Raw genomic sequence first — 12003 nt, forward strand, 5'->3', positions numbered from 1 at the left:
TCCCTCGCCCTTGAACAGGATCATAAAACTAGTTTACCGTTAAACTATATTTTTCCGCACTGCAATCATCCTCTGCTGCGGCATAGCGGCCTTGCAGAAATCAGCCCATCCCGGCCCGCTCCGGGCTGTCGAACCAGCCGCCGAACTGCTGCAGCAGCCGCCCGAACTCTTCCATGTCCGGAAACCCCTCGTAACTGTGCTCCGCGGGCACCTCAGCCCAGGGCAGCCGCGCCCCGGTCATGGTTTCGATATAGGGGCGGAACCAGCCGGCGTCCTCCAGCAGGGTCGGCCGCACATTGACGAAATCCGGAACCTCGGTGATCCGGGTGAACATCCAGCTCTTGCACGCGGGGCAGCAGTAGTGGGTCAGCTGGCCGCCCTGCAGCCCGCCCCGGACCGGGCTGCCGCTGGTGACACGGAACGCGTCAGCCGGGAACATCGCGGTCAGCGAATAGGCGCTGGAGCTCATCCGCTGGCAGCCGCGGCAGTGGCAGGCGGCGGTCAGCACCGGCGGAGCGGCAACTTCAAACCGGGTGGCGCCGCAGCGGCAGCAGCCGGACTGCGGAAAAGGCACATGCGGCAAGACGGATCCCTCAAATCAGCAGGCAGGACACAGAAGCAATGCCCTATCAGTGCCGCAGCCCGCCGGCCTGCGCAAGCCCCGGCCCGAAAAGAAAGCGCCGCGCCCGGGTTTCCGGGACGCGGCGCGTAACTCTGGTCCAGCCTGCCGGCTCAGCCAGCCGCTTGCATCTGCCGCACGGTCTCGCCGTAGCCGCCCGCCATGACATAATCCAGCTCCGGCGCGGTGCTGGCGCGGTGCAGCGCCTCGTTGCGGTAGGGGAAGCGGCCGAACTGGCGGATCACTTCGCGGTGCGCGCGGGCATGCAGCAGGTTGCTGGGGCCGGTCACCGGCATCCGTTCCATCATCAGCCGGATGCAGCGTTCCTGGTCGCACAGGTTTTCCGAATGCATCAGCGGCAGGTAGAAGAACTGGCGCGCAGGCTCGTCAATCTTCAGATCCCATTTCTTGTTGATCGCGATCTTGGCCGCCGACAGCGCCGCCCGGTCGGACGCAAACGCCTTGCCCTCGCCGCGGAACATATTGCGCGGCAGCTGGTCCATCAGCAGGATGTAGGCCAGTGTCCCGCTCGGGTAGGTCAGCCAGAAGGAGAACCTGCCTTCGCAGGCCTGCTCCCAGGTCTTTTGAAACTTCGTGCGGATCTCCTGATCCAGCGCGTCATCCTGCAGATACCATCCCTTCTCCCCGACTTTGTCGAGCCAGAATGCGAGTATCTCTTCGGGACCAGCCATCGGTCTTAACTCCAAGTTTTTCCTGACCCTATCTTCAGGCCATTTCACGTGCCCTTTACAAGTAACCTTGGGTCACAAATTGCGACAGGCAACCCCGCTGTGTGAAATAATCCTCACAATTCCCGAGGTTTAGCGCAATCACTGCTCCGAAGCGGCGGTTTCCTGCTCCTCCAGTTCGGTATCGATGGCGTATTCTTGGGCAAACTCGACCGCCACCGGCGTCGCGGCCGGCGACATCACCGCATAGCTGCCGGTCTCGTCGACCGGGGTCGATGCCCGCTGAGTCGCGCGGTAGGCGGCATAGACGGCCATCGCGAACATCAGCGCCGCGATGAAGGTGAAGAAACCCGCCGGGCCGAACACCGCATCGCCCATCAGCCAGCCGGTGATCAGCGGCCCGGCAATGGCGCCCAGCCCGTTGATGAACACCAGCCCGCCCGAGGCCGCCGCCATGTCGTCATGCTCCAGGTAGTCATTGGTATAGGCGATCAGCAGCGAATAGAGCGGGTTGGACAGCCCGCCGATGAAGAAGGCCGCGACCAGCAGCATCCGGAAATCGGTGCCGAACAGGAACCCGGCCACCGCACCGCAGCCGCCCACCAGCGCCACGAACAGGATCAGCACCCGCCGGTCCATCCGGTCCGACAGCCAGCCCAGCGGATACTGCAGCAGCATCGCGCCGACATAGAAGGTCGACACGAAAATCGACAGCTGCGTCAGGGTCAGCCCGGCGGCGGAGCCATAGACCGCGCTCATGCCGAACTGGGCCGAGAACACCCCGCCCAGCAGGAACATGCCGACACAGCCCAGCGGCGATGTATCGAACAGCTGGCGCAGCGTCATCGGCTTGGCGGTGTCAAAGGCCGGGGTCGGCGAGATCGACAGCAGGATCGGCGCAAAGGAGACCGAAACCAGGATCGAAGCGATGATGAAGGCCTCGTAGCCGCGCGGGTCGCCTACCTGGATCAGCCCCTGCGCGGTGATGATGCCGATGGTCTGCACGATCATGTAAAGCGACAGCGCCTTGCCCCGGTTGCTGTTGTCGGCGGCATTGTTGAGCCAGCTTTCGGCCGTCACATACACGCCCGAGAAACAGAAGCCGATCACCATCCGCCCCAGCGCCCAGGCCACGGTGTTGGGCAGCAGCGGATACAGGATCATCACGGCCGAGATGAACGAGGCCAGCGCCGCAAACACCCGCACGTGGCCGACCCGCCGGATCATCTCCGGCGCCAGCCGCGAGCCGCCCAGGAAGCCGCCGAAATAGGCCGCCATCACGATCGACATCTCGAAGGTCGAAAACCCCTCCAGCTCGCCGCGCACCCCCAGCATGGTGCCCTGCAGGCCGTTGCCCACCATCAGCAAGCAAACCCCCAGCAGCAGCGCCCACGCGCTCGACAGCACCTGCAGCATTTTCATGCCTCCTTTGACAGCAAAGCAGCCCTCCGCAGGGGATGGGCTGCCGTCACATTCGATTGTTCTGTACGGGCGATCAAGGCCGCGCTGACGCTATCGCCGGTTATGGTTGCGGCTTCATGACCCCGTGGTTGCCATCAGAGCCTGAGCTGATGCCGCTTGTCTATGGATTCGCGCCGCTTTTCTGCGGTGTAACCGCCCTGGCCGGGATCAAAAGCGACGCGTCGCCGTAAGAGAAGAACCGGTAGCGGTTTTCAACCGCATGGGCATAGATCCGGCGGACCTCCTCCTGCCCCATCAGCGCCGACACCAGCATCAGCAGCGTCGATTTCGGCAGGTGGAAATTGGTCATCAGCGCATCCGCCACCTGGAAGGCGAAACCGGGGTAGATGAAGATATCGGTATCGCCTTCCCAAGCATGGATCTGCCCGTCCCTGGCGGCGCTTTCGATCAGCCGCAGCGCGGTGGTGCCGACCGGGATCACCCGGCCGCCCGCCGCCTTGGTGGCGGCAATCTCCGCCGCGGCCTGTTCGCCGACCCGGCCCCACTCGGCATGCATCCGGTGGGTGGTCACATCCTCGACCTTGACCGGCAGGAAGGTGCCCGCGCCCACATGCAGGGTGACATAGGAAATCTCCACCCCGCGGGCCTCCAGCGCCGCCAGCAGCGGCGCGTCGAAATGCAGCGAGGCGGTGGGCGCCGCCACGGCGCCGGAATTGCGCGCCCAGACGGTCTGGTAATCGGTCTTGTCCTGCTCGTCCGCCGGACGCTTGGCGGCGATATAGGGCGGCAGCGGCATCGCGCCGGCCTCCGCCAGCGCCGCGTCGAAATCGGTGCCGCTGAGGTTGAAGCGCAGATGCCCCTGGCCCTCCGCGATGGCCTCCAGCCGGGCGCTCAGATGCTCGGAGAAGATGATCTCCTCGCCTTCCCGGATCTTCTTCAGCGGCTTCAGCAGCGCCGCCCAGCTGCCGTCGGCGCGCGGCTCCAGCAGGGTGGCCTCGATCCTGGCCGCCACCGGCCCCTGGGCGCTGTCGCGGTGGCGCTGCCCGCTGAGCCGCGCCGGAATCACCTTGGTGTCATTCAGCACCAGCCGGTCGCCGGGGTTCAGCCACTGCACCAGATCGGTCACCCGGCCGTCATGCAGGCCGCCGTCCGCGGCCACCAGCAGCCGCGCCGAGCTGCGCGGATGGGCAGGCCGGGTGGCAATCAGGTCGTCGGGCAGGTCAAAGTCGAAATCACTGAGTTTCATGGCGCGCGCTATAGGATGTGCTGCACTGGAAATCTATGGTGTTTTTCACTGTTTGTCAGGGCTGCAATGCGCGCCGGGGCTACTTGTCGGCATCTCTGGATGTCCGGGATTGCCCGCGCTCTTCCTGTGCTGCCTCTTCTTCGGTGGTGAAGGCACGCTGCTGGCCCGGCAGCTTCGGCGCCGGGCCGCGGAAAATTTCCCGCAGGAAGCCGGGCGCCAGCCCCGCCAGCGGGTTCACCGAAACCGCGGGATCATCCGCCGTGCCGCGCAATGTGAAGGTGAAGCCGATCAGCCCCTCGCCATCGCGCGGCGCCAGGATCCGGCCGATCGCGTTGACAAGGTAGATCGGCGAAATCACGCCGCGCATGTTCAGGCGGCTGCTGTTCAGATCGTAATTGCCATCCAGAGACAGCCCCATCGACGGGCCCACAGCGCTGCTCTGGTGCAGGATCAGATGCGAGGCGCCCAGCCGGAACCGTCCCTCCATGCTGGTGAACAGGATGCCCTGGCCGGTCATCTCGTCCAGCAGGCCCACCAGGCTGATGGCATTCAGGATCGCTGCCATCGAGGGCGCATTGCGCACCCGGATGTTGCGCACGCTGACCTTGCCGTCATATTCGCCCGGCCTGCCTGCCGGAACCAGCGTCATGTCGAACCGGCCGCCGCGGCCATGCGCGAACATCCCGGCAGAGCGGAACACGCCGCCCGCATCATTGGCCCGGATCCGCGCGGCGGTGCCGCCGTTCTGCGGCACCACGGTGCCTGCCACCGGGGTCTGGCCGTTCAGCCGGGCGGTGAATTCGCCGTTGATGCCGCCGCGGCTGGAAAACCGGCCCTGGAAATTCTGCAGCCCGATGTTGTCGGTGACCTGCAGGTTCTGCAGCCGCAGGGTAATCGGCCCGGACGCGCCGCCGCCGCCGCTGCCGCCGGCCGAGGTTGCCGAAAACGGCGAACGGTTCAGATCCAGCCTGCCGCCGGTCACCTCGATTGCAGGCGGCGCCGCGCCGCGCCCGCGGAAGGTGACAGACCCGCGGAACCAGTCGCCGGCCCGCGCCGAGGAGAACGCGGCCTGCTCCAGCCCGCCGCCCTTGCGCGTGGTCACCCGGCCGGCGGCCGCCAGCCCCGGCGCCTGAAGCTCCAGCCTGTCCACCGTCGCGGTCTCGCCCAGCTCTGCCGAAAGCACCAGCCTGCCCGTCGCCGCCGCGCCCTTGCGCCAGCCGATTTCCGGAATACTGAGGCCAAGCCCGGCCAGATCGGATTCCAGTTCCAGCTGCGGCGGCGCGCCCGGCTGCAAGTCCACCGAGTAGCGCCCCTGCCCGGTGCCGGAAACCGCGCCGCGCGGCAGGCCCAGGTTGAACGCCGCAACCGCCGCAGCCGACAGTTCGATGCGGCCCTCGACCCGGCTGTCCGGGCTGGCATCCTTGCCGATCTGCTGTGCCCAGCTGGCGCTCAGCGGCAGGCCCGACAGGCTGCCGTCGCCAAAAATGCGGACGCGGCCCTGGTCGCCCTCGACTTCCAGCAGCGCCGCTTCTGCCACATGCCCCGGCACCAGTTCCCGGCTCTCCACCCCGCGGATCCGGCCGCGGTAATGATAAAGGATGTCCTCGGCCGGCACGTCTTTTTGCAGCGGCAGCGCCAGCGTGCCCTCGGCCTCCACCTGCCCCTCGGCCAGATCCACCGGCAGCCCGGCCTTGTCCATCACCCGCAGCGGTTCCCGGTTCAGCAGCGACAGCGCCGCGGTCGCAGAGCCGCGCGCCGCGATCCGGGCGATCCCCGGAGTCCCGTCCTTGGCCGATACATCCGGGATGATGAAAGAGGTGCCCGCCACCTCCACTGCGCCGCCCTGCTCCGCGGTGACGGTGCCGCCGGAGGCCGTCACGGCAAAGCGCTGCCCGTACAGGCTGAGCTGGCCGGACGCGCCGCGGACCGGCGGCATGAACTTCTGGAACAGAACCTCCGCCTCTGCAAAAGCCAGGTCCAGGCTAATGAAGGGCTTGCCGCTGCCGCGCCCGCGCATGTGGAACCCGACATCGCGCACTTGCCCCGACCGCAGGTTCTCACGCACCCAGGTTCGCGGTTTCGGTGCCAGCAGCTCCGGCCACAGCTCCTTGACGCGCTGGACGGAGGCCTGGTCGACACGCCCGTTCAGGTCATAATCCCAGCCGTCCGGCCCGGCACCGATCACCCCGTCGAAATGGATCCGGCTGTCCCCGTCCCGCACCAGCATCTCCCCCAGCCGCAGCCGGAACGGTTTCAGGCTCAGGTCGAAATCCGCATCGACGCCGGGAAATTCCACCGGAGTCTCGAACAGGCGGCGCGGGTTCAGTTCGAGGTCGGAAAACCGCAGCTGGCCCGCCAGCCCGGTCAGCTGCCCGTTCTCGATCCCGGCCAGGCTGGCCTGGCCCCGCATCACCCCGGAGCCCCAGCCGCTTTCGATGCTCAGCTCGGAGAACTCCAGCACCTGCGCTGCCGGGTCATAGGTGAAGTAGCTGCGCGCGCCGGTGATCGGCACCGGCCGGGTCTGCGCCGCAGGCTGGATCACGCCTTCGCCGATCCGCAGGCTGGCCTGCACCGGCGCGATTTCGCCGCTGCTGAGCACGCCGCCCCGCAGGGAGCCGGAAATCGGCGCCCGCAGCACCCCGAGCCAGCCAAGCGCCGGGCTTTGCAGGGCAATGTCCTCGCTGGCGATGCCGGAGACCAGGATCCCGAACTCCGCCTCCGGGCTGCCGACGTCGGAACTGTAGCCGGCCTCCAGCGTGCCGACATCGCCGCGTCCGCTCAGCACCGAGAACACCGCCGACAGCGACACCGCGCTGCCGCTGCGCTGCAGCCGGATGCCGCCGCCGTCCAGGGTCCAGGCGCGGCCCAGCCGGTCATCGGTGTACGACAGCGTCAGGGCGCTGGTCTCGACGCTGGCCAGTGCCGCCAGCACCGGTTTCTGCAGCTGGCTGTCCCATTGCTCGATCAGCTGCGCCAGGTTGCCCGCCTGCCGGTACGGCAGCCCGCCCGTGGCAAAACTCAGGGCGAAACTGCCGTCCTTGCTGCGCCGCAGCGCCGCGAACAGCCCGTTCAGCACGATCCGCTTGGGCTGGATCCTGCCGCGCAGCAGCGGCCGCATCGCCAGGCTGGCCTGGGCATCGGCGAGCTGCGCGAACACCGCGCCGTCGGGATGGCGCAGCACCACGTCCTTCAGGCTGACCCGCGGCCGCCATCCCTCGTCCATCACCACATGGATGGCACCGAATTCGATCTGCAGCCCGTTCAGGTGCCGCTCGATCCGGGTCTCGACCCGCTGCCGCAGCCACTGCGGCGCATCGAGCCGGGTGCCGATCCCGAAATAGATGGCACCGGCGCCCAGAAAGCTCAGCAGCGCCAGCAGCCAGACCAGGCCGCGCAGCAGCCGCCAGCGCCAGCGGCGGCGCGCAGGCCCGGCCGCGGCGGACGCCGCCGCCGCCCCGCCCGAACCCGCAACCGGTTCCGGGCCGCGGACGGGCACCGCCTCAGCGGCGGCCCGGTTATTCTCGGCGGCAGGTTTGATCTCAGCTTTCCCTTTGCTGCTCATCGGTTAAGTATGCGGCGCAGTGAATTGCGCAATACAGACCGGAGCCAGGCCGATGCCCGATGTTTCAGATCCCGCCCCTTCCTTTACCCTGCCCCGCGGCGGCGGCGGAGAGGTCGCTTTGTCCAGCCTCCGGGGCGCGCCCGTGGTGCTGTTCTTCTATCCCCGCGATAATACCCCCGGCTGCACCAAAGAATCCATCGCCTTTTCAGAGGCTTTGCAGGCCTTTGCCGATGCCGGTGCGCAGGTTTTCGGAATTTCCAAGGACAGCCTGAAGAAGCATGAGAATTTCACCGCGAAACACGGGCTGGCGACGCCGCTGCTGTCCGATGCGGACAGCACGGTCTGCGAGGATTACGGCGTCTGGAAGGAAAAGAGCATGTACGGCAAGAAACATTGGGGGATCGAGCGCTCGACCTTCCTGATCGATGCCGAGGGGCGGATTGCAAGGGTGTGGCGCAAGGTCAAGGTCGACGGTCACGCCGACGAGGTGCTCGCAGCGGTCCGCGCCCTCTGATCCCGCGCCGCCTGGGTCTGGCAGAGCACTCCCGCCAGCTCTGCCCGCGCCCTGCCGGGCGCAGCCGCCGCTGTTGGGCCCGGCGCCGCCCCCGGGGCGGCGCGCAGCGCGCGGCCCGCGCGCTGCCGGGCCCAAGGCTGCTAGGGGGATCAGCCTGCTGATCCCCCGCAGGCGCGGGAGCGCCCCCGGTTTCTGCACTGGACTTCCCCCGTCAAATCAGGTGAACCCGGCGCAGCCCGCCGATTGAGGAGATCCAGCATGACCAATCAGCCCCTTTCGCTAGCCGAACGCGCCGCCGAGGTGCTGACCACCGCAGACGGGCGGGAGAAAACCGCCCTGTCGCGCCGCCACGCGGCCGACTGGTTTGCCTTCAGAAACGGTGACGCGCCGGAGATCCCGGTCGGCACCGCGGCGCCGCCGAAGCACCCGGCCCGGCCTGCGAAACCCGAACTGCTGAACCCGCGCGACGTGCCCAAGCGCAAGCCGGGCTCCGAGGCCGGCCGCATCGCGCTGTTGCACGCCGTGGCCCATATCGAACTCAATGCCGTCGACCTGCACTGGGATCTCATCGCGCGGTTCCCGCATGTGCCGATGCCGCTCGGCTTCTTTGACGACTGGGTGAAGGCCGCGGATGAGGAATCCAAGCATTTCAACCTGATGTGCGACTGCCTTGAAGCGCTCGGCAGCTCTTACGGCGCCCTGCCGGCCCATGCCGGCATGTGGCGCGCGGCGGAGGACACGGCGGAGGACCTGATGGGCCGCCTTGCGGTGGTGCCGATGGTGCTGGAGGCCCGCGGGCTGGACGTGACCCCCGGCATGATCGGGATCTTCCGCAAGGCAGGCGTCACCCAGGCCGTCGAGGCGCTGGAGGTGATCTATGCCGAGGAGGTCGGCCATGTCGCCTATGGCTCCAAGTGGTTCAACTTCCTCTGCGGCCGCGGCAACCTGGACCCCAAGGAGGTGTTCCACGCCCTGGTGCGCAAGTATTTCCGCGGCGCGCTGAAACCGCCGTTCAACGAGGAAAAGCGCGCCGACGCGGGCCTGCCGCCCGATTTCTACTGGCCGCTGGCCGATGAGGCCGGGACGCGCCCGGGCGGCTGACTGCTGTCTTTACCTGCGCCGCCTTGCACCGTAGACTGGACTTCCGGCAGCGCGGATACGGCCCGATGTTCGAGAACGACTTTCCATTGCTGAGCACCGCCAGCCTTGTGGCATTGATCCTGCACAGGGCCGGCACCGGACCGGTCACGCTGGACAGCTGCGAAGAGGCCCTGGCGGCCCTGTTCCGGCAGGCCGGCGAAACCCCGGGCCTGCCGCCGGAGGCATTGCGCGGCCGCCTGGCCGGGCATCTGTCGGATCTCGAAATCGCCCGAATCCTGGAACCGGCCGGCCCCGGCAGCTGGCAGCTCACCAGCCGCGGCCGCACCGCGCTGCAGCGCCATCCCGACGGGCTCGACCAGACCGACCTTGCCCGCTACCCCGAGTTTGCCGCCCACCTGCGGGCCACCGCGCACCAGCCCTGCGGCATGGACCCGCGGCCCGCAAGCTATGATGAGGGCTACCTGGCCCGGCGCAGCGGCCAGCGCTTCACCGCCAACCCCTATGCCTTTGACAGCATCGACCACCTGTCCTGGGAAAACGGCTGGATGGAAGCGCTGGACGAACAGCAGGGCTGATCCCCGCGCCGCTGCAGGCGCCGGCGGCCAGCGGCCAGCCTGTTTCCGCCTGCTTTCGGCAAGATCCTGCCGATTGCGGAACCCGCCCCCGCCGATCCCCGCCCGATGGGTCAACAGGCTTGCCCAATCGGGCTGCCCTGTCTATTCACTTCGCCCAAGGCACCGGATCCGCCCTGCGGCGCCGGCGCGACACGGGACAGGGAACGGACATTGCGCACACGGCTCGCGATCAGAATTCACGCCTTTCTCGAACGCCGCTTCCCGGAGCGGCGGGTCTTCCTGAAATCCGACAGCGACACCCGCTTCATCCGGCTGCGCTCGGAAACCCAGCTGATCGCGGTGGCCGGCATCACCCTGTTTGTCGCCTGGAGCATCGTTGCCACCGCCATCGTGCTGATGGACAGCATCGGCGCCGGCAATTTCCGCGAACTGGCCAAGCGCGACCAGCAGACCTACCGCGAGCGGCTCAATGCCATTTCCGACGAACGGGATGCCCGCGCCGAGGAGGCCCTGGCCGCGCAGGAGCGGTTCAACGCCGCGCTGGCGCAGATCTCGATGATGCAATCGGAGCTGCTGGCCTCGGAAACCCGCCGCCGCGAGCTGGAAACCGGCATCGAGGTGATCCAGACCACCCTGCGCGACACCATGCGCCAGCGCGACACCGCCCGCAGCTCGCTGGCGCAGCTGAAGGAAGAGACCCAGGACGAAAACGCCGCCCATGCCGCCATGGCCAGCGCCGCGGCGCAGATGGGCATGCTGGCAGGCGCGCTGAGCGACACCGCCGCGGAACGCGACCGGATCATGGCCGATGCGCACGACGCCATCAGCCAGCGCAACGAGCTGGAGCTGGAACTGCAGCTGATGGACGAGCGCAACAGCCAGATCTTCCGCCAGCTGGAGGAAGCGGTAGAGGTGTCGGTCACCCCGCTCGACAAGATGTTCCGCAACGCAGGCATGCCGCCGGACCGTATCCTCGAGCAGGTGCGGCGCGGCTACAACGGCCAGGGCGGGCCGCTCGAGCCGCTGGCGATGTCCACCCGCGGCGAGGAACCCACCGCGGAAGAGCTGCGCGCCAACAGCATCCTGGCCAAGCTGGATCAGCTGAACCTGTACCGGCTGGCCGCCCAGCAGGCGCCCTTTGCGACGCCGGTCAACCTCGGCCAGGTGCGCCAGACCTCCGGCTACGGCTACCGCCGCGATCCCAAGACCGGCGGCCGCCGCCTGCACAAGGGATCGGATTTTGCCGGCCGCACCGGCACCGATATCTTTGCCACCGCCGATGGCGTCGTGACCCATGCGGGCTGGCAATCGGGCTACGGCCGGCTGGTCACCATCCGGCACGCCTTTGGCATCGAAACGAAATATGCCCATAACTCGAAACTCCGCGTGTCAGTGGGCCAAAGGGTCTCGCGCGGGGATCACATTGCTGATATGGGTAACACCGGACGGTCCACCGGGACCCACCTCCATTACGAGGTCAGGGTCAACGGGCAACCTGTAAACCCCATGACCTACATCAAGGCTGCGAGAAATGTTTTCTAAGAGCAAAATCAACGAGCCCGGGCCGAAGCAGGCCGAAGCAACCCCGGCACCCGCTGCGGCGCCGGCTGCACCGGCAGCCAGCGACTACAAGTCCAGCGCGCCCAAGGCCAAGCCCGCCGCATCGCTGCTGAGCTCGGATCTGCACATCACCGGCAACGTCAAGACCACCGGCGACATCCAGGTCGAAGGCACCGTCGAAGGCGACATCCGCGCGCATCTGCTGACCGTGGGCGAGACCGCCACCATCAAGGGCGAAGTCACCGCCGACGACGTGGTGATCAACGGCCGCATCGTCGGCCGGGTGCGCGGCCTCAAGGTGCGCCTGACCTCCACCGCCCGCGTCGAGGGCGACATCATCCACAAGACCATCGCAATCGAGAGCGGCGCCCATTTCGAAGGCTCCGTGCAGCGCCAGGACGACCCGCTGAACCCGGGCGGCCGCAAATCCGCCCCGGCGGCCGCCGCCGCACCCGCCGCCGCGCCCGCGCCGTCGGCTGCGGTTCAGGCCGCCACCAAGGCCCACAAAGCAGAAGGCTGAACGGCCGCAGCGGCCAAGGGCCCGGCCCGGCCCCGCATTCGGAACGCCGCAGGTGACACCCTGCGGCGTTTTTTGCATTCGCCAGACAGCCGCATTTTCGCAACGTTTCCCGCCGCCGGGGCCTCCCTTGCCTTGCTATATCCGGCGCATTTTGCTTTCTGACGCCCAAGTTGAGCAGGCACCCGCCAAATCAAC

The 12003-nt window shown here is 67.6% G+C and carries 10 protein-coding genes; 5 read left to right on the forward strand and 5 right to left on the reverse strand.

What is annotated here, in order from left to right; translation table 11 throughout:
* Window positions 1-100: 100 nt before the first annotated feature.
* The 5 genes from OKQ63_RS09595 to OKQ63_RS09615 all read right to left on the reverse strand — a co-directional run bounded on the left by OKQ63_RS09595 (window position 101) and on the right by OKQ63_RS09615 (window position 7538).
* Window positions 101-574 carry a GFA family protein gene (locus OKQ63_RS09595; protein WP_350356307.1) on the reverse strand — a complete coding sequence of 158 codons (474 nt, stop codon included), beginning with the start codon at window positions 572-574 and terminating at the stop codon, window positions 101-103.
* A gap of 158 nt (window positions 575-732) precedes the next feature.
* Window positions 733-1311, reverse strand: a complete 579-nt coding sequence (locus OKQ63_RS09600; RefSeq protein WP_264213705.1) for a DUF924 family protein — start codon at window positions 1309-1311, stop codon at window positions 733-735.
* Window positions 1312-1449: 138 nt separating this feature from the next.
* On the reverse strand, window positions 1450-2724 hold the full coding sequence (locus OKQ63_RS09605) for an MFS transporter (RefSeq protein WP_264213904.1): 1275 nt from the start codon (window positions 2722-2724) through the stop codon (window positions 1450-1452).
* Window positions 2725-2890: 166 nt separating this feature from the next.
* Entirely contained in the window at window positions 2891-3976 is a 1086-nt protein-coding gene (gene queA / locus OKQ63_RS09610; protein WP_264213706.1) for a tRNA preQ1(34) S-adenosylmethionine ribosyltransferase-isomerase QueA, read from the reverse strand.
* Between the two features lie 79 nt (window positions 3977-4055).
* Window positions 4056-7538 (reverse strand): YhdP family protein, encoded by a 3483-nt coding sequence (locus OKQ63_RS09615; protein ID WP_264213707.1) that lies wholly within the window; start codon window positions 7536-7538, stop codon window positions 4056-4058.
* A 52-nt stretch (window positions 7539-7590) separates the two neighbouring features.
* On the opposite strand from OKQ63_RS09615, the gene OKQ63_RS09620 reads away from it, so the two are divergent.
* The 5 genes from OKQ63_RS09620 (at window position 7591) to OKQ63_RS09640 (ending at window position 11808) form a co-directional block, all read left to right on the forward strand.
* A complete protein-coding gene (locus tag OKQ63_RS09620; protein WP_264213708.1) occupies window positions 7591-8052 on the forward strand; it encodes a peroxiredoxin in 462 nt (153 codons plus the stop codon).
* Between the two features lie 258 nt (window positions 8053-8310).
* The gene (locus OKQ63_RS09625; RefSeq protein ID WP_264213709.1) at window positions 8311-9153 is read left to right on the forward strand and encodes a ferritin-like domain-containing protein; all 843 of its coding nucleotides are present in this window, start codon (window positions 8311-8313) and stop codon (window positions 9151-9153) included.
* A gap of 65 nt (window positions 9154-9218) precedes the next feature.
* Window positions 9219-9728 (forward strand): ribosome modulation factor, encoded by a 510-nt coding sequence (locus OKQ63_RS09630; RefSeq protein ID WP_264213710.1) that lies wholly within the window; start codon window positions 9219-9221, stop codon window positions 9726-9728.
* Window positions 9729-9938: 210 nt separating this feature from the next.
* Window positions 9939-11270, forward strand: a complete 1332-nt coding sequence (locus OKQ63_RS09635) for a M23 family metallopeptidase (protein WP_264213711.1) — start codon at window positions 9939-9941, stop codon at window positions 11268-11270.
* Window positions 11260-11808: a bactofilin family protein gene (locus OKQ63_RS09640; RefSeq protein ID WP_264213712.1), complete on the forward strand. Its 549-nt coding sequence runs from the start codon at window positions 11260-11262 to the stop codon at window positions 11806-11808. The genes OKQ63_RS09635 and OKQ63_RS09640 overlap by 11 nt, the downstream gene beginning before the upstream one ends.
* The last annotated feature ends 195 nt before the right edge of the window (window positions 11809-12003 follow it).

It is taken from the genome of Leisingera thetidis, from assembly GCF_025857195.1.
In the GTDB taxonomy this organism is placed as follows: domain Bacteria; phylum Pseudomonadota; class Alphaproteobacteria; order Rhodobacterales; family Rhodobacteraceae; genus Leisingera; species Leisingera thetidis.